This window comes from Nocardioides sp. cx-173 (genome assembly GCF_021117365.1).
In the GTDB taxonomy this organism is placed as follows: Bacteria; Actinomycetota; Actinomycetes; order Propionibacteriales; family Nocardioidaceae; genus Nocardioides.
In genome coordinates this window covers 4,051,777-4,069,330 of sequence record NZ_CP088262.1, presented here as the reverse complement: position 1 = coordinate 4,069,330, position 17,554 = coordinate 4,051,777, and the positions used below count along the sequence as shown (strand labels likewise).

Annotated in this window: 18 protein-coding genes; 9 read left to right on the top strand and 9 right to left on the bottom strand. The window is 70.7% G+C overall.

The features are described 5' to 3' along the window. Positions 1-83: 83 nt before the first annotated feature. Positions 84-1,352 (top strand): amidohydrolase family protein, encoded by a 1,269-nt coding sequence (locus tag LQ940_RS19910; protein ID WP_231241728.1) that lies wholly within the window; start codon positions 84-86, stop codon positions 1,350-1,352. A 76-nt stretch (positions 1,353-1,428) separates the two neighbouring features. Here LQ940_RS19910 and LQ940_RS19905 read toward each other — a convergent pair whose 3' ends face one another. The 3 genes from LQ940_RS19905 to LQ940_RS19895 all read right to left on the bottom strand — a co-directional run bounded on the left by LQ940_RS19905 (position 1,429) and on the right by LQ940_RS19895 (position 5,027). Beyond that, positions 1,429-2,370 (bottom strand): hydroxymethylglutaryl-CoA lyase, encoded by a 942-nt coding sequence (locus LQ940_RS19905; protein WP_231241727.1) that lies wholly within the window; start codon positions 2,368-2,370, stop codon positions 1,429-1,431. Further along, positions 2,367-3,656 carry a CaiB/BaiF CoA transferase family protein gene (locus tag LQ940_RS19900; protein ID WP_231241726.1) on the bottom strand — a complete coding sequence of 430 codons (1,290 nt, stop codon included), beginning with the start codon at positions 3,654-3,656 and terminating at the stop codon, positions 2,367-2,369. Before LQ940_RS19900 ends, LQ940_RS19905 begins: the two co-directional genes overlap by 4 nt. Before the next feature lie 99 nt (positions 3,657-3,755). Next, the gene (locus tag LQ940_RS19895) at positions 3,756-5,027 is read right to left on the bottom strand and encodes an amidohydrolase family protein (protein WP_231241725.1); all 1,272 of its coding nucleotides are present in this window, start codon (positions 5,025-5,027) and stop codon (positions 3,756-3,758) included. A gap of 260 nt (positions 5,028-5,287) precedes the next feature. Here LQ940_RS19895 and LQ940_RS19890 point away from each other — a divergent pair, with 260 nt between their 5' ends. The 3 genes from LQ940_RS19890 (at position 5,288) to LQ940_RS19880 (ending at position 7,659) form a co-directional block, all read left to right on the top strand. Next, a complete protein-coding gene (locus LQ940_RS19890) occupies positions 5,288-6,145 on the top strand; it encodes an alpha/beta fold hydrolase (RefSeq protein ID WP_231241724.1) in 858 nt (285 codons plus the stop codon). 103 nt (positions 6,146-6,248) lie between these two features. Next, positions 6,249-7,118, top strand: a complete 870-nt coding sequence (locus LQ940_RS19885) for a VOC family protein (RefSeq protein ID WP_231241723.1) — start codon at positions 6,249-6,251, stop codon at positions 7,116-7,118. A 52-nt stretch (positions 7,119-7,170) separates the two neighbouring features. Further along, positions 7,171-7,659 carry a nuclear transport factor 2 family protein gene (locus LQ940_RS19880; RefSeq protein WP_231241722.1) on the top strand — a complete coding sequence of 163 codons (489 nt, stop codon included), beginning with the start codon at positions 7,171-7,173 and terminating at the stop codon, positions 7,657-7,659. A gap of 21 nt (positions 7,660-7,680) precedes the next feature. On the opposite strand, the gene LQ940_RS19875 is transcribed toward LQ940_RS19880, so the two are convergent. Beyond that, complete coding sequence (locus LQ940_RS19875) at positions 7,681-8,517, bottom strand: IclR family transcriptional regulator (protein WP_231241721.1); 837 nt, start codon at positions 8,515-8,517, stop codon at positions 7,681-7,683. A gap of 192 nt (positions 8,518-8,709) precedes the next feature. Between LQ940_RS19875 and LQ940_RS19870 the strand changes: the two genes are divergently transcribed. The 5 genes from LQ940_RS19870 to LQ940_RS19850 are packed head-to-tail and all read left to right on the top strand — an operon-like array spanning position 8,710 to position 12,944. Next, positions 8,710-9,180, top strand: coding sequence for a hypothetical protein (locus LQ940_RS19870; protein WP_231241720.1), 471 nt, complete (start codon positions 8,710-8,712; stop codon positions 9,178-9,180). Between the two features lie 29 nt (positions 9,181-9,209). Then, the gene (locus tag LQ940_RS19865; protein WP_231241719.1) at positions 9,210-10,259 is read left to right on the top strand and encodes an enoyl-CoA hydratase/isomerase family protein; all 1,050 of its coding nucleotides are present in this window, start codon (positions 9,210-9,212) and stop codon (positions 10,257-10,259) included. Continuing rightward, the gene (locus LQ940_RS19860) at positions 10,243-11,280 is read left to right on the top strand and encodes a CoA transferase (protein WP_231241718.1); all 1,038 of its coding nucleotides are present in this window, start codon (positions 10,243-10,245) and stop codon (positions 11,278-11,280) included. Before LQ940_RS19865 ends, LQ940_RS19860 begins: the two co-directional genes overlap by 17 nt. A 37-nt stretch (positions 11,281-11,317) precedes the next feature. Next, positions 11,318-12,154, top strand: a complete 837-nt coding sequence (locus LQ940_RS19855; RefSeq protein ID WP_231241717.1) for an enoyl-CoA hydratase/isomerase family protein — start codon at positions 11,318-11,320, stop codon at positions 12,152-12,154. Continuing rightward, the gene (locus tag LQ940_RS19850) at positions 12,147-12,944 is read left to right on the top strand and encodes an SDR family NAD(P)-dependent oxidoreductase (protein WP_231241716.1); all 798 of its coding nucleotides are present in this window, start codon (positions 12,147-12,149) and stop codon (positions 12,942-12,944) included. Before LQ940_RS19855 ends, LQ940_RS19850 begins: the two co-directional genes overlap by 8 nt. A 21-nt stretch (positions 12,945-12,965) precedes the next feature. Here the strand turns inward: LQ940_RS19850 and LQ940_RS19845 are convergent, their stop codons facing one another. The 5 genes from LQ940_RS19845 to LQ940_RS19825 all read right to left on the bottom strand — a co-directional run bounded on the left by LQ940_RS19845 (position 12,966) and on the right by LQ940_RS19825 (position 17,530). Further along, a complete protein-coding gene (locus LQ940_RS19845; RefSeq protein WP_231241715.1) occupies positions 12,966-13,406 on the bottom strand; it encodes a hypothetical protein in 441 nt (146 codons plus the stop codon). A 91-nt stretch (positions 13,407-13,497) separates the two neighbouring features. After that, the gene (locus tag LQ940_RS19840) at positions 13,498-14,655 is read right to left on the bottom strand and encodes a sulfotransferase family protein (protein ID WP_231241714.1); all 1,158 of its coding nucleotides are present in this window, start codon (positions 14,653-14,655) and stop codon (positions 13,498-13,500) included. Between the two features lies 1 nt (position 14,656). Further along, complete coding sequence (locus LQ940_RS19835) at positions 14,657-15,496, bottom strand: SDR family oxidoreductase (RefSeq protein WP_231241713.1); 840 nt, start codon at positions 15,494-15,496, stop codon at positions 14,657-14,659. Then, entirely contained in the window at positions 15,493-16,656 is a 1,164-nt protein-coding gene (locus LQ940_RS19830; protein WP_231241712.1) for a hypothetical protein, read from the bottom strand. The genes LQ940_RS19835 and LQ940_RS19830 overlap by 4 nt, the downstream gene beginning before the upstream one ends. Then, positions 16,649-17,530, bottom strand: coding sequence for a TIGR03619 family F420-dependent LLM class oxidoreductase (locus tag LQ940_RS19825; protein WP_231241711.1), 882 nt, complete (start codon positions 17,528-17,530; stop codon positions 16,649-16,651). The genes LQ940_RS19830 and LQ940_RS19825 overlap by 8 nt, the downstream gene beginning before the upstream one ends. Between the last annotated feature and the right edge of the window lie 24 nt (positions 17,531-17,554).

Sequence of the window (17,554 nt, the reverse complement as noted above, 5' to 3'; positions counted from 1 at the left end):
TGCCCCGGACCCGGTCGTAGGATCCCAACAGTTCACCTATTTAGCGACAACGCCGGTCGGAAAAAGAAGAAAGAGGCTCTGTGATGGAACTGGAAGACATGATCCTGGTCAGCATCGATGACCACATCATCGAGCCGCCCGACCTCTTCAACGGCCGGATGCCGGCGAAGTACAAGGACGACGCCCCACAGTTCGCCACGACCGCCGACGGCGCGGACCAGTGGGTCTTCCAAGGCAACTCCGCCGGGCCGGTGGGCATCGGCGCGACGGCCTCCTGGCCGCTCGAGGAGTGGGGCATCGACCCCGTGGGCCACGCCGAGATGCGCCCCGGCTGCTACGACCTCGACGAGCGCATCCGCGACATGAACGCCAACGGGGTCTACGCCTCGATGAACTTCCCGACGATGGCCGGGTTCAGCGGCAGCTACCTCGCACGCGCGAAGGACCAGGACCTCGTGGCGGCCACCGTGTCGGCCTACAACGACTGGCACCTCGACGAGTGGTGCGGCCAGCACCCCGACCGCTTCATCCCGCTGTCGATCCTGCCGTTCTACAGCCCCGACAAGGCGGCTGCGGAGATCTACCGGATGGCGAAGAGGGGCTGCACCGCCTTCACCATCCCCGAGACGCCCTACCTCCTGGACCTGCCGAGCTTCCAGTCCGACTACTGGGCCCCGATCTTCAAGGCCGCCGTCGACACCGACATGACGATGTGTCTGCACATCGGCCTGGCGATCCGGATGATCCCCAACCCCGACGGCATGGACGAGGGACGCATGATCATCATGGGTCCCCAGGTCACCGCGGTCGTCGCCAACGACCTGCTCAGCCAGGGCGTCTTCAAGCGCTTCCCCGACCTCAAGGTCGCACTCTCCGAGGGTGGCATCGGCTGGATCGCCGGCTACCTCGACCGTGCCGACAACGTCGTCCAGCAGCACGTCTGGACGCAGACCGACGTCTCCGGCGTCGGCATGAGCCCGACCGAGGTGTTCCAGAAGAACATGCTCGCCTGCTTCATCGGCGACAAGACAGCGCTGCGGGTGCGCGACCGCATCGGCATCGACAACATCGCGTGGGAGTGCGACTACCCGCACACCGACTCGACCTGGCCGCGCTCGCCGGAGATGCTGTTCGAGCAGCTGACCGGCGCCGGCTGCACGGACGAGGAGATCAACAAGATCACCTTCGAGAACTCGTGCCGCTTCTTCAACTGGGACCCGTTCAAGCACGGCAAGCGGGAGGACGCCACCGTCGGCGCGCTGCGCGCCCGGGCGCTCGACGTGGACGTCAGCACCACCCCCAAGGCGGTCTACCGGGCCCGCTACGAGGCCAAGCTCGCCGCGGGGGTCTGAGACCCCCTCGACCCACGACGAGGCCGCTGCGACTCCCGGAGTCGCAGCGGCCTTCGTCGTCGGAGCTTCAGCCTGCTCAGGCCGGGAGGGTGCTCCTCGACCAGGGGAACGCCGCGGCGCCGGCCAGAGCGCCCTGCACCGCGCGGGAGCGGTTCGGCTCGTCGAGCTCGTGCAGGATCCCCTGGCCCAGGTCGACGAGGGTGTGGAACGTGGTCGGGGTGAGCCAGTCCGGGCGCGTGGCGAACAGGAGGTCCTCCGTCGCCGCGTTCCCGCTGGCGCCGGGCGCGAAGGGGCACCCGCCCAGGCCGCCCAGCGACGCATCGACCATCGCGGCCCCCGCCTGGTAGGCGGCCAGGCTGTTGGCCAGCCCCTGGCCCCAGGTGTCGTGGCCGTGGAAGAGGATCCTCCGCTCGGGGGACTCGTCTCGCACCCGGCGGATGAGGCTGGCGACCTGGTCGGGGAAGGCCTGGCCGAGCGTGTCGCAGATGACGATGTCCTCGGCGCCCCTGGTGCGCGGGTCGTTGGCGATCGCCAGGACCAGGTCGGGCGAGACGCTGCCCTCGAACGGACACGTGAAGGCGGTGGCGATGCAGAGCTGGATCCGCCCTCCGGCGGACAGAGTCAGGTCGATGGCCTCCGGCATGGTGGCGAGGCTCGTGTCGGTGTCGCGGCCCAGGTTGGCGCGGTTGTGCGACGACGACGCCGACAGGCAGAACTGGAGGTGGTGCGCGCCGGCCTGCAACGCGCGCTTCACGTGCCCCGGGGTGGCCACCCACAGCCAGCAGCGCTCGAGCTCGTCCGGCTCGAGGCGCTCGACCAGCTCGGTGGTGTTGCCCATGGAGGGCACCAGGTCCGGTCGCGCCATGGAGCCGATCTCCAGCGAGGTGACGCCGGCGCCGATCAGGGCGCGGACGATCTCGACCTTGCGCTCCACGGAGAGCGGCTTGCCGGTGAGCTGCAGCCCGTCGCGCAGCGTGACGTCCCGGATCTCCAGCGGCGGACGCGCCGTGGCGCTCATCGAGGCTCCAGAGCGGAGTCGGTCGCCGCGTCGATGAGGTCCTGCTCCAGGCCCAGCAGACCACGAAGGACCTCGTCGGTGTGCGCACCCAGGTCTGGGCCGAGCGAACCGATCGGCAGTGAGACGCCCCCGTACACCGGAACGATGCCGGGGAACCCGATCTGCTGCTCGACACCGTCGCCGGTCGCGTCGACGGCGAGGGACTGGATCATGTTGCGCGCGAGCAGCTGCTCGTCGATGCAGATGTCCGCCGCCGTGTTGATCGCACCGGCGGGAACGTCCGCCTCGGTGAGGACGGCGAGGACCTCGTCGCGGGTGCAGGTGCTGGTCCAGGCCTCGATGGCGGCGTCGAGCTCGTCGCGCGACTCCCAGCGGCCGGCGTTGGTGGCCAGTCCCGGGTCGGCGAGGAGGTCCGGGCGTCCGATCGCGGTCATGAACCGGCGGAAGATCGCGTCACCGTTGCCCGCGATGACGACGCTGGAGCCGTCCTTGCAGGCGTAGGCGTTGGACGGGGCGATGCCCTCCATCCGCCCGCCGGTGCGCTGACGCTCGACCTGGTAGGCGAGGTAGTCGGGCACCAGCGACTCGGTGACGGAGAGGACCGACTCGTTGAGCGCGACGTCGATGATGCTGAAGTCATTGCCGGTGTCGCGCGGATCCAGGCCGTCGCGGCGCCGCGTCTCGCGGGCGTAGAGCGCCATCACGGTGCCGAACCCGGCCTGGAGGCCGGCGATCGTGTCGGCGATCGAGACCCCGACGCGCGCGGGTGGCCGGTCCGGCTCGCCGACCAGGGCCCGCAGCCCGCCGTGCGCCTCGGCGACGGCGGCGAAGCCCGGCTGGGCGGCCATCGGCCCGGTCTGGCCGAAGGCCGAGATGCGCGTGAGGATCAGCTCCGGGTTGATCGCCTTCAGCGCGTCGGGACCCAGGCCCCACTTCTCGAGCGTGCCGGGACGGAAGTTCTCCAGCACCACGTCGCAGTGCTCCACCAGCTGGCGGACGACGTCGCGGCCGGCGTCGGTCCGCAGGTCGAGGACGATGGACTTCTTGTTCCGGTTGATCGTGCGGAACAGCAACGACGTGGTGCCGGCATACAGGCGCCAGTTGCGCACCTCGTCGCCCGTGCGCGGCCGCTCGACCTTGATCACCTCGGCGCCGAAGTCGGCCAGCATGCGCCCGGCGGTGGGGGCGGCGATGTAGTTGCCGAGCTCCAAGACTCGAATGCCGGTCAGCGGAGCGATCGTCGCACCGGGTCCGGCAACGCGGTTCGTGTCGTCGGCCGTCGTCATGCTCGCTCCTTCACGTGATGGGTGGCGCCGAGCGGCACCGACCCGACGAGGCCGGCCCGAACCGGGCCGGCCTCGTCAGGGCGGTGGGTGTGCCTGCGCTCAGGCGCGCACCGGCTGGTTGAAGAACGTCGGGCACGTGGACTCCTCGGGGACCCTCGGCCACTCGTCGTCCGCGAGCGGCGTCGCGACCTCGCTGGCGAGCGGGCCCACGACGTCCGCGGCCTTTTGCAGCAGGTCGAGGTCGAATCCGTAGAGCTCCGAGGCGTTCCCCGCGATCATCGCCTTGGTCTCCTCGAGCGGGAGGCCGCCGAAGACTGCCCGCAGCGCCTTGAGCGTGTGCGGGTAGGTGCCCTCGGAGTGCGGCAGGTCCGAGCCCCACATGATCCGGTCGACGCCGATGTCGTAGCGGTGCGCACCCTCGCTCGGCGTCATGAACGAGGCGCCGATCCAGACGTTGGTCTTGAAGTACTCGCTCGGAAGCTTCGGGAGGTTCCTGACGGCCGGGCCTCCGAAGAACTCGGCCGGGCTGTTCGGGACCAACGCGGCGCGGTAGTGCCCGTCCATGCCGGCGACGTAGGCGGGGACCCAGTCGGCACCCGTCTCGGTGTACGCCATCTTCAGGTTCGGGTGCCGCTCGAACACGCCGGACATGACCATGTGGGCCAGGCCGCGACGGTTCCAGGTCATGCCCTCGATGCTGCCGATGATGCCGGCGGCGTCCCCGAACTCCGGGGTGTTGGGGTCGCCGGCGAAGTTGCCGTGCTTGTGGACGACGACGCCGAGGTCCGCGCACAGCTCCCACAGCGGCTCGAGCCGCGGCGGGTAGAGGGGGACCAGACCGCCCGGCGTCTCCGACGGAAGGAGGATCGAGTTCAGGCCGAGCTCGACGATCCGCTTCACCTCGTCCAGCGTGTCGTCGATGTTGTTCAAGAAGATCTGCGCCACGCCGATCCGGCGTCCCGGCACGTCGTTGCAGAACTCGGCCAGCCAGGTGTTGTGGGCGCGCAGGCCCGCCATGCGGCGCTCGTACTCGGGCATCGTGTGGGGCACGGAGACGCTGAGCACCCCACTGGGGAAGTACGGCGGTGCCGAGTTCGGGAAGATGACCTCGCCGACGATGCCGTCGCCCTCGATGATCTTCTGCCGGTAGGCGGAGTCGCAGCCGATCTGGGACTCCATGGCGGCGACGCCGTAGCTGATGTCGCGCTCCTCGTGCTCGACCCACGGGTCGCCGAAGGTGGCGGCCCACGCGTCGAAGTCCACCTGCCAGTGCTTGGGGAGGTACTCCTTGTAGCCGTACAGCGATGCTCCGGCGTGACAGTCTGACGAGATCACTACCAGCCGCTCGCCGGCGTCCTTGTTGTCGGTCATTGCCGATCACCGTCCTCGTTCTCATGGGTGCAGACCCGTGCCTTGCGGCCCAGGGACTCGTGCAGAGTAGGTCGACAACCGGGGCGTGTCACCGCGCTCGTGCCGTTCATCGGGATGAGCGAAACGAGCCGTTTCCGGAGCGCTGCGACGTCCCGATGAACGGGATCGCGCCCTTGCTGCCGGCCGGCGCCCGAGCCATGATCCGACGGTCCGCTCGCGAGCCGCTTCGGCGGGCTTCGTCATAGCGAGGGGAGAGCACGTTGAGTGGTCTGACGTTCGAGTCCACCAGCCGGTTCGTGGACACGCCGAAGGGCAAGCTGCACTACCACGTGGCCGGGGACGGGCCGCCGCTGCTGCTGCTCCACGGCTCCGGTCCGGGGGTGAGCGCGTGGGCGAACTACCGGGGGAACCTGCCGACCTTGGCCGCCGACTTCACGACGTACGCGGTCGACCTGCCCGGCTTCGGCAGGAGCTACTCGCCCGACGCGAACCCCATGACGACGGCGGGCGGCGGCGTCCTCGACTTCCTGGACGCGCTGGGACTGCCCGCCATGCCGATCCTCGGCAACTCGATGGGAGGCGCCGTCGCCGGCCGGATCGCGGCGGACCACCCCGAGCGGGTGACCCGGCTGATGGCCATCGGCGGACTCGGGCTCTCCCTGTTGAACCCCTCCCCGCCCGAGGGCATCAAGCGGCTCGTCGAGTTCGTCGAGGCACCGACGCGTGAGCTCCTGATGGCCTGGATGGAGTCGATGGTCTACGACACCGACATCCTGACCGAGGAGTTCGTGCAGATGCGCTGGGAGTCGGCCACCGATCCCGCCGCCGCCGACGACCTGAAGAAGCTCTACAACCGGGCCTCGCTCCTGGCGATGCGCGACCGCGGCCGTACGGCCGCCGACCAGATCGCCATGCTGACGCGGATCCAGGTGCCCACCCTGCTCATGGTCGGTCGCGACGACCGGGTGACGCCGCTCGACAGCGCCTTCGCCGCGATGCGGCTGGTCCGACGCTGCGAGCTCCATGTGTTCCCCGACTGCGGTCACTGGGCGATGATCGAGCGCAAGGCCGAGTTCGAGAACGTGGTGCGGGCGTTCCTGCTGCGCGACCACGAGTGACGTCCCGTTAGGCAGTACGACGACCTCAGGTGCGTGACCCGATGCGTCAGCCTTGCCCCAGGCGCTGCGAGCCGTTTGCCGGCCTACGAGGAGGAAGTTGCACATGACCGTTCACTCGCTGGGATACCTGCGGCTGGAGTCCACCGACCTGGAGGCCTGGAAGGTCTTCGCCGGTGACTTCCTGGGCCTCATGCCCGCCGCTGCCGAGGGTGACGCCTCGCTGCGCTACCGGATGGACCACTACCACCCGCCGCGGCTGGTGGTGAGCCCCGGCGCCGAGAACAAGATGACGGCGATGGGCTACGACGTCACCAACCGGCGCGAGCTCCTGCGCCTCGTCGAGGCGGTCGAGGCGGTCGGCATCAAGGTCACCGCCGGCACTCCCGAGGAGTGCGAGGACCGCCGGGTGACCGGGTTCGTCCGCTTCGACGACCCGGGCGGGAACGCGGTCGAGCTGTACCACGGCCCGATCCTGACGAAGGATCGCGTGCAGCTTCCCACCGTCAGCGCCTTCGTCACCGACGACATGGGCATGGGGCACGTGATCGTCACCGGGGAGGACGGCGAGGCGCTCTACGACTTCTACACCGACGTGCTCGGGTTCTTCGAGCGGAACACGATGACCAGCCCGCGCGGCACCGTGTGGTTCCTGAGCCCCAACGAGCGCCATCACACCCTGGGCGTGACCTCGGCTCCTGGCCCGGGTCGGCTGCTGCACCTCATGGTCGAGGCGGCGACCCTCGACGACGTGGGCCTCGCGCTCGACCGCGCGGACAAGCTCGGCGTCCCGATGATGAACAGCCTCGGCAAGCACACGAACGACCAGATGGTCTCCTTCTACGTGTGGTCGCCGGAGAGGTACGCCGTCGAGTTCGGCTGGGCCGGCCTCCGGGTCCCGGGCGAGAAGCCGACCTACGAGATCGCCGACGGCGCGTACTGGGGACACAAGTTCTCCCCGCCGCCGACCGCCTGACTCGTCGTGCCGACACCCGGCCGGCGCGGTAGCACCTGGAAGGACGTCGCTCGTGACCACTCTCGACCTCGCGGAGATCGCCGTCGTGGGCGCGCAGCTGCAGAGTGCCTACGCGCTGGCCATCGACACGCGCGACTGGGGGTACTTCGCGACCCTGTTCACGCCGGACGTCCGGGCGACGTACCCCACCCGGTCCTACCACGGGATGGAGGACTGGCTCTCGTCCTTCATCCCCTTCCACGACGAGTGCACGTGGACGCTGCACATGATGAGCAACCACGTCGTCGGCGTCGACGACGACGGGATCTGGGCCGCCTGCTACGGGGCGGTGCAGTGGTGCCACGAGAGCGAGCCCGACGAGATCAGCCGTGCGTGGGTGCACTTCCGTGACCGCCTGGTGAACCGGAACGGCCAGTGGCTGATCGCCCGCCGCAAGCTCGACGTGCTGATGCACCAGCGCGAGTGCCTGATGGCGAACGTCTCGTTCCCGCGCACGGTCGTCGAGCTCGCCGACCGGAGCGCGACTGCGGCGACCAGCTGATCTGCTCCGCCGCCGCTGCTCTCAGGGACCGTGTGGCGCGCGCTGGACAGGTGCGGCGGACGGGCCACGCTCGGAGATGGCCAGGGCGGTGTCGCGGACGTGCTGGGCGAGCCAGCGTGCCTGGATCTGTCCCACCGGTCCGGACACCGAGATCGCGCCGATCGCTCGGCCGTTGGCGAGGATCGGGGCTGCGACGCAGCCGAGGCCTCGGTAGGCCTCCTCGCGGTCGTGCGCGACCTGGACCCTGCGGATGTTGGCGAGCTCGGTCTGCATCTCCCGCGGGTCGACGACCGTCGAGGCGGTGCGCCGAGGCATGTCTTGCAGCGCGGCCAGCTGGGTGTCCTTGTCCTCGAACGCCAGCATCGCCTTGCCGAGCCCGGTGCAGTACGCCGGCTCCCGGCCGCCGACCCGAGTCGGCAGCTTGAAGCGGCCGAGCACGATGCAGTCGAGGTAGACGACCGAGCTCTGGTCCAGGAGGGCCAGCTGCACGCCCAGGCCGGTCTTCACGGCGAGGGCATGGATGTGCCGGAAGGCGACGTCCCGCAGCCCGTTGCGCTGGAGGGCGACACCGCCGAGGTCGAGGAGCTTGAGTCCGACCCGGTATCCGCCGCTCTTGCGTTCCAGCCACCCCACCGCGCACATCTGGTCGGCGAGCCGGTGCACCGTCGACTTCGGGAGGTTGACCCGTCGGCTCATCTCGCTGAGAGCCAGGACGCCGTCGTTCCCCCCGAACGCATGGAGGATCAGGTCGAGCCGGCCCAGGACCGTGCGGTCGGGGCTCTCGGCAGGCCTCAGCGGCCGGACGACCGCGTCGGTCTCCGCCTCTTCTAGTAGCAGGTCATCGTGCAGGACCGTCATGTCGACTCCCAGGATGTAGCGTGGGTCACGGGAAATGTAACCCCCATCACAAACAGTAATATGATCTAACTCTGTGTGCGGGTGAAATGTCAACGGAGGTGGTCGCGATCCGGGCACTGGCGCCGGATCCCGGTTCCGCTGATCAGGACATCCGGGCGTGATCTGGGGTGGTCTCGGTGAAGGATGCGCGGCATGGTCCTCCACTACGCCAGCCTCGTCGACGACGAGGGCTGGACGCCGATGAACCTCGATCAGCAGGACAGCCCGACGTACCTGTGGGTCGACGGCGGGCTGCTCGCCGACGCGCCGGTCGACTTCGCGGCGACGTTCGGCGAGAACATGTTCGTCTGCAGGAAGCCGATCGACGTCCCGGCCTTCAACCGCAACGTGCTCCGCGTCGTCCCGAACTTCATGGTCCCGCGGCACGAGCACAACATCGACGAGACGCTCGTCGTGTTCCAGGGCGAGTACAGCATCGAGTACGGCGAGGACGACGCGCTGCAGACGGTGGTCATCGGCCCGGGTGACATCTTCACCAGCCGGGCCGGCACTCCCTACACGATGACGGCCGGCCCGGAAGGCGTCACCTACATCGAGACCTGGGGCGTCCCGGTGACGATGCTGAAGACGATCTGGTACGACCAGGGGTGGGTGCACCGCTAGCCCGCGATCGCCGACGAGGGGGCTGAGCCGTGCCGGATGTCGTCACCGTCGGGGTGGAGGACCTCCCGGCGGTGCTCGCCGACGGCCTGCGCCTGAGGGACGGTATGCCGACCCCGGCCCTCGTCGTGGTCGAGCTCGGCGGGTCCGAGGCCAGTGGTGTGCTTGACCGCGCCGCGGCCGCGGTCGCCGCGAGCGCCGTGCCGGTGGTCGGCGTGGGACGCTCGGGCGTCGGTCCGGGTCGCGAGGCTCTCGGCAGGGTGCTGACCACGACGCTCGTGCCGCAGGAGGCGGAGGCGGCCCCCTGGCAGGCCGGAGTCGCCGACGTCGATGCCGAGCTCGCACAGGTGGTGGCCACCGCCCGGCACTCGCCGAGGGCCACCCGCGTCCTCGCGGGCCTGCTCCCGCTGACCGCGCACGCCTCGGTCGCCGAGGGGCTGACGGCCGAGTCGCTGGCGTACTCGATGCTGATGGCCGGGCCGGAGTTCGCGCGCTGGCTCGAGGGGCGGGCGCGCAAGCCCGGCGCCGAGCCCGTGGGCGAGCCGGTGGTCGTCGAGCGGCACGGTCACGAGCTCCTCGTGCTGCTGAACCGTCCGGAGCGGCACAACGCGTTCAGCCGGGACGTGCGCGACGGCCTGGCCGAGGCGTTCGACCTCGTCGCCGCCGACCCGACGATCACCGCGGTGACCCTGCGCGGCGCCGGGCGCTCGTTCTGCAGCGGCGGCGACCTCGACGAGTTCGGGCTGAGCGCCGATCCGACGATCGCCCACCTGATCCGGACGGACCGCTCGGTCGCCGCCCGCCTGCATCGGGTCCGGGAGCGGGTCACGGTGGTGCTCCACGGTGCCTGCGTCGGCGCCGGCATCGAGATCGCGTCGTACGCCGGCACGGTGGTCGCCCGGTCGGACGCGCGGATCCTGCTCCCGGAGCTGGGGATGGGACTGGTGCCCGGCGCCGGGGGGACGGTGGGCGTGACTCGGCGCATCGGCCCGTGGCGCACCGCCTATCTCGCGATGAGCGGTCGACCGCTGCCGTTGGCCGCGGCCCGGCGCTGGGGGCTGGTCGATGAAGTCCGCGAGTGAGGTACGCGCGGCGGCCGAGGCCAGTGTGCGCCACAGCCTCGCCGTGCTCGCCTCCCACGCCCCGGACCTGGCGCTCCCCGGGGTGGAGGTGCTCGACGAGCGAGCGCTCCTCGCCGGGAGCGACTTCGTCCCGCGCCGCGCGTTCCGGATCCTGGCGGCCGCGGACGGCTGGCTCGGGCTGTCGCTGGCCCGGGACAGCGACCGGGAGCTGGTGCCTGCCCTCGTGCAGCGGCCCGCGGACGACGCGGACCCGGAGGCCTGCTGGTCGGTGGTGGCCGACTGGCTCCGCGGTCAGCCGGTCGCGGCCGCCGAAGCGCGCGCGGTCGTGCTCGGGATGCCCGCTGCCCGGATCCCCTCGGGTGATCCGGCGATCCGGCGCCCCCCGGTGGTCGTCACGTCGGGGGGAGAGCGCCGGCTCCGTCCCCGCCCGCGCGTCGTCGATCTCTCCGCGCTCTGGGCGGGCCCGCTGGCGGCGCGTCTGCTCGGCCTCCTGGGCGCCGAGGTGACCAAGGTCGAGAGTGCCGCTCGTCCCGACGGTGCCCGGCTGGGTCCGCCCGCCTTCTACGAGCGGCTCCACGCCGGCCAGGAGTCCGTCGTCCTCGACTTCGGGACCGAGATCGAACGGCTCCACGAGCTGATCGGAGCCGCGGACGTCGTCATCGAGGCCAGCCGGCCCCGAGCGCTGCGCCAGCTCGGCGTCGTGGCCGAGGAGCACGTCGCGCGGGGCGTCGTCTGGGCCAGCATCACGGCCTACGGGCGTGAGGGCGCGGACGGGATGCGGGTCGGCTTCGGCGACGACGTGGCCGCCGGGGCCGGGCTCGTCGTACGCACCGAGCGCGGGCCGCGCGCGGTCGGAGACGCCCTCGCCGATCCCCTCACCGGTGCGGCGGCCGCCGCCGCGGTCGCGGTGCAGCTCGCCCGGGGGAGTGGCGCCCTCCTGGACGTCTCGATGCACGACGTGTGCGTGGCCGCCGCCACCGAGTCCGGGTGCGCGAAGCATCGACTCAATACCGTTATATGATTTAGCAATAGTTAGCCGTCGGACGAGGGAGTTGCTCATGGCCCAGGACCACGCCGTCGAGGCCGGGCCCCGCCCACCAGAGGGAGACTGGCTCGGCACCCCCTACCTGCGGTTCGAGCGCGAGGGCCCCTTTGCGCGCGTGGTCGTCGACAGGCCGGAGGCCCGCAACGCGCTCACCCCCGCGATGTACTTCGGCATCCGTTACGCCGTGCGCCGCGTCGACGCCGACCCCGACCTCGCCGGCCTGGTGATCACCGGGATCGACGACGTCTTCATCCCGGGCGGCGACCTGGGCAAGGGGTCCGGTGACAACTGGCTGCACCTGGGCGGTGTGCCCGGGGCGATCGACGTCCTCCCCTTCGACGTGCTGCGGCAGAGCATCAAGCCGGTCGTGTCGGCGGTCAACGGGATCTGCCAGGGTGGCGGGCTCATGATCTCCCTCTGCTCGGACCTCGCCGTGGTCAGCGAGCGCGCCACCTTCCGGGTCCCGGAGCTGCTGCGGGGGATCTCGGACACCTACTACGCCCAGGTCCTCACCCGGCTGGTGGGGCCGGTGCGCACCCGCGACCTGATGCTCACCGGACGCACGCTCACGGCGACCGAGGCACTCGAGTGGGGCCTGGTCAGCCGGGTCGCGGCTCACGAGCGGCTGCTGGAGGAGGCGACTCAGGTCCTGGGACAGGTGTGCCAGACGGCACCCCTGGCCCGACGCGACGTGAAGCGGGTGCTGGACCAGTACGTCGGCCTGCACGACCGGATCGCGATGTTCGACAGCCTGCAGCGCCCGGAGTCCCGCGAAGGCTTCGCGGCCTTCATCGAGAAGCGCTCGCCGAGCTGGGTCCCCGACGAGCTCCGGCGGGAGGCTCGTGCCTGACTCCGAGGTCGCCCTGGCACCCGGCCAGGCGACGGACCGGGTCGCGATCGTGACGGGCGCCAGCGAGGGGATCGGCCGGGCGATCGCGCTGCGCCTGGCGGCCGACGGCTATCGCGTCGCTGCCTTGGCTCGCTCGCGAGAACGGCTGGCGACCCTCCAGGAGGAGATCGGGGAGCGGTCGCTTCCCGTGGTATGCGACGTGCGCAGCGTCGAGGACGTCGAGCGGTCGGTGCAGGAGGTGCTCGGGTGGCGCGGGCGGATCGACGCCCTGGTCAACTGCGCGAGCGCCACCCGGTTCGGCACGACTAGCACGCTGAGCGACGAGGAGTGGGTCGTCGGCTTCGAGGTCAAGGTCTTCGGTGCACTGAGGCTGATGCGCGCGGCATGGCCGGCGCTCGCGGCTCGACGCGGCGCGATCCTCAACATCGGCGGCATCGGTGCCAGGACGCCGAGCGACGCCGTCGCGATGACCGGTCCGCTCAGTGCCGCGCTCCTGGCCCTTACCAAGGTCTTCGCCGACCGGGGGGTCGGCGACGGGGTGCGGGTCAACGCCATCAACCCGGGTGCGGTGCTGACCCCGCGGCTCGTGGCGATGCTGACCCTGCGGGCGGAGACCGCCGGCATCACGCTGGACGAGGAGATCGCCGCGATGGAGCAGCGCGACCACGTCTGCCGCCTGGGAACGCCCGAGGACATCGCTGGGCTCGCCGCCTTCCTGCTGTCGCCCGCCTCGGGGCTCGTCCACGGAGCGATCCTCGATGCCGACGGCGGGCGGACCAAGGCGCTGTGAGCGCGCGTCGGCGCGCCCGGGTCAGGCGGCGAGCGGGCTGACGTCGACGGTCTCGGCGATCGCCTCGAACACGTCGCAGTAGTCCCAGTAGTCCTCCCGGGCGACCGAGCAGGTGAGAGTCACCCCCACGGACCCGACCCGCCACGCCCACTGGTCACAGAGCAGGTCGGCGGTGCCGAGCCGGTGCGCGAAGCGGCGATAGGCGACGGCGTGGCCGAAGAGGTCGAACTCGTCGTCGTCCTCGAGGTCGAAGTCCTCAAGCCGGGCCTCGAGATCGCGCATCGCCTCGGCGCGCCACTCCTCGAGCGGGCGATCGACCGGGACGCAGGCGAGCGTGAGCTCGGGGCGCACGCCGCTGGCCGGCAGTGACGAAGCGCGGGCGGTGACGAGCACGCCGTGATCGGGGTCGGCGCGCTGCCGCCACGACGGCGGCAGCGCGATCCCGAGGTCAGCGGCGGACATGGGGGTGGCGGGTGGTGGTGAACATACCCGGAGGCTGCTCGCGTCGGCGTACCCCGCAAACCGGGGCCTGCGCCGCCTGTGGACGGGAGCGTCAGCGGTCGAAGGCCCGACGCACCTCGGCCTCCGCCAAGCCGTAGTCGGCGAGGTCGTAGCGGTGAGACGGCTTGGCGGAGCCCGACCTCGACTCGCGGTCGATCTCGGTGATCGCCGCCTCGGCCTGCGGGGTCCAGTCGAGGTCGAAGCGCTCGTAGACGCCGCGCATCGTGCCGAGCGGGTCGGAGACCAGGTCGGAGAAGGCGACGTCGGCGAACTGCGCCTGGTCGTAGGTCGGCCGCGCGTCGTGGAAGGCGTGGAAGGCCCGCGCCCACAGGTCGAGCTGGGTCCGGCCGATGACGTCTCCGACGTACGTCGTCGAGTGGCCGGCCGTGGTCTCGGCGGACAGCGAGCAGGACGAGGCGAGGCACACGACGGGGTCGCGGTGGGTGTAGACGACCAAGGCGTCCGGGTAGACGGCCATGAGCGCGTCGAGCGCCGTCAGGTGCGAGGGGTTCTTGAGCACCCACCGCTTGTCGGGGTCGTGGAGTCCGACCAGCTGGAGGTTCGCCCGGTGACGCGCGTAGGCGTCGGTCCAGTCCTGGTCGGCCAGCCAGGCGGTGTAGCGCGGGACGTGGGCCAGCGACTCGTAGGAGTGCGACTTGCCGGTCTGGCGCAGCAGCCGCCAGCACTCCTCGACCGTGGTCGCATCCATGTAGTGGATGCCCATGAACCCCGGCGACTCGACGTGGTGGGCCGTGAACGCCTGCTGCATCGCGGTGAAGATCGGGTCCGACTCCCAGGTCTCGCGCGGCGGCCGCGGCTGCGGGTACTGCGTCAGCCACATCTCCAGCCCCTGCGCCGCGGGGTCGGCGTGCAGCAGCCGGTGCAGCGCGGTCGTGCCGGTGCGCGGCAGCCCCATGACGAACACCGGCCGCTCGATGGGCACGTCGGCATGCTCGGGGTGGGCGGCGAGCTGGGCCTGGGTGAGCAGCGCCCCGACCAGTGCCGACTTCACCTCCGAGCGCTGGAAGTAGTTGCCGCGCGGCGTCAGCCCCGCCTCCGGCGAGGCCAGGTCCTCGACCAGGACCCGCAGCCCCTCCTCGTGCGCGGTGCCCCCGAAGTCCGACAGCCCGGTGGTCCGGACGGCGGCCGCGACGATGTCGTCGTACGAGCCGACGTCGGGCCGCTCGCGCACCATGACGTTGTCGCTCATGTCAGCTGTGGAACTCGCCGCAGTCGACGGTCAGCATCTGCCCGGTGACCGCGGAGGCCAGGTCGCTGGCGAGGAAGAGCGTGGCCCGCGCCACCTCCTGAGCAGAGGCCAGTCGCTTGAGGTCGGTGGGCGCGGCCCGCTCGGCGTAGACCTCCTCGTGGGTCTTGCCCTCGACGGCGGCGAGGTAGTCGAAGTAGCCGCGGTTGACGTCCTCGTAGATGTAAGACGGAGCGACGCTGTTGACCCGGATGCCGCGCGGCCCCAGCTCGGTGGCCAGCGACGACGCGAGGTGCTCCAGTGCCCCCTTGGACAGCTTGTAGCCGGCGTATTCGGGCTGCGAGCTGAACGAGACGCAGGAGTTGAGCATGATGATCGACCCCGTGCTGTCTGCCAGCGCGTCGGCGAAGAGCGCCGAGAGCCGCAGCGGGGCGAAGACATTGGTCTCGTTGACCTTCGCCAGCCTGCGGGGCTCGATCTGGGTGATCGGGTCCATCGGCGGGATGGTGAACGCGTTGTTGATGACGCAGTCGACGCGGCCGAACGCCTCGAGGGTCCGGTCGCGCAGGTGGACGCGCGAGTCCTCGTCGGTCACGTCGGTGACCACGCTGACGACCCTGCCCCCGTGAGCCTCGAGCTCCTCCTGCAGTGCCCGCAGGCGCGACTCGGTCCGGCTGGCGACCACCAGGTCGGCGCCCATCCTGGCGGCCTCCTCGGCCAGCGACCGGCCCAGTCCGGGGCCGATGCCGGAGATCACGAGGACCTTGCCCCTCAGCAGAGGTGCCGGGGTGTAGCGCTCCTCGATCGAGGTGTCGTGGGCCTTGGCCAGTCCGAGCTCGCTCAACTGATCATCCTTCGGGCGACGGAGCGCTGCCGGGCGGCGATGCGCCCGGCGTACTCCTCGGTGGTGAGCGGGGCGAGGTGCGGCAGCAGGTCGGGTACGTCGGCGAGCCTGACGCGCTCGACGGTGGGTCCGTCGGAGTCCTGGGTGAGGTCGCGCTCGAGGCGCTGCCAGCGCAGCATCATCGAGCCGGTGCGGTGCCCGGTGGTCTCGAGCCAGTTGGCGATCGCGCGGCCCTCACCCAGGGGGGGTCGCTCGGAGACGACGAAGCGCATCCGCCCGTCGGGGTCGGTGACGGCCTGCGCCTTGGTCAGCGAGGTCTGGTGGGTCTCGTAGTCGGTCGAGGCGTACCAGTCCGAGCCGATCTGGATGCCCTGGTAGCTGCAGTCGGTGCACTCCGGCACCGTGACCACCAGCGCCTCGTCCTCGGCCAGCTCGTAGTGCCCGATCGACGAGCGCTGCGACGCCAGACCGCCCGGGGTGGACCGCGGTGCGCTCAGGGTGTTGACCGGCTCCTGGTACTGGAAGAGCTGCGGGAAGGCGAACCACGTCTGGATGCTGCCGACCAGGCTGCGCGCCGCGACCTCGTACTGCTTGCGCAGCAGATCCTGGGTCAGCGGCCGGGCCGGTCGCCCGAGTCGGTCGGGGCGCTCGATGGTGAGCAGGCCCCGCTCCTCGGTGTCCCAGTCGTTGAAGACCTCCCGCACGATCATGGTCTTGGCGCCGGGCTCGGCGACGTAGGTGAACTGGAACGTGCCGTCGTCGGCGATCTCCAGCTCGCGATCGTCGAAGGCCAGCAGCGAGGTGGCCGCGGAGTCGGCGGTGTAGGCGCCGCCCATGACCTGGAAGGACAGGTCGGCGCTCGTGCCGCGGCGACCGCGCACGACGTACTCCACCCCCTCGCGGAGGTAGGCGTGGAGGTAGACGGCGTCGGGGTTGTCCAGGCCCTGCCGCGAGAACTGGTGGGTCGGGTTGACGAACAGCGGCCGCTCGAGGTCGTAGTCGAACGCCGTCTGCATGGCCATCCGGATCCGCCCGGCCAGGTAGTCGTAGCCCTCGAGCCGGTCCTGCTCGGTGCGGATGAACGGCGCGTGGGCGATCAGCTCCTCCGCCTCCGCGATCGCGTCCTGCAGGACCGTCGTCAGCCCGAGCGACTCAGACATCGCCGACCTTGCCGATGATCTGCTCGGCGTAGCGGTTCAGGTGGTCGACCTTGTCCTGCAGGGGCTCGGGGTCGGTGCCCATGACGTAGGGCACGCGGAAGCCGACGATGCAGTCGGTGACGCCCTTGTCCGCCAGGCGCTTGACGCCGTCGACGTCGTAGGCGTCGTAGGAGATGACGTGCACCTCGAAGTCGTCGCGCGTGTCCTCCTCCTCTCGGCGGATCTCGGCGAGGCGGGCGAGCAGCCGGTCGAGCTCCTCGCCGTCGCCGCCGGCGTGCATCCAGCCGTCGCCCTTGAGCACCGCGCGGCGCAGGGCGTTGTCGGCGTGGCCGCCCACGAGCAGCGGGATCGGCTTGCTGGCGCCGGGGGTCTGCTTGAGCTCGTCGATCGTGTAGAAGTCGCCGTCGTAGGAGAAGAACTCGCCCGTGGTGAGGCCGCGCAGGATGTCCATGCACTCGTCCATGCGCTTGCCGCGGCGGGCCCAGTCGACCCCGAGGTTGGCGAAGTCCTCGGGCCACGGCGAGATGCCGACGCCCAGGCCGAGGCGGTTGTCGGAGAGGAAGGCCAGCGACGAGGCCTGCTTGGCGACCAGGACCGGCGGGCGGACCGGCAGCTTGAGCACGAACGGCGTGAGCCGCAGCGTGGTCGTCACCGCGAACAGGTGCGCGCACAGCACCATGGTCTCGATGAACTCCTTGTCCTCGAGGAACGCCCGGTCGCCGGTGTCGGTGTAGGGGTAGCGGGAGTCGGAGCTCTTCGGGTAGATCAGGCTGTCGGCCACCGTCATGCTCGTGTAGCCGGCGGCCTCTGCCGCCTGGGCCAGCGGGGCGTAGAACGTCGCCTGGGTCATGGCCTCGGCGTAGGTGAACCTCATGGGCCACAGAGTAGAACGTGTTCC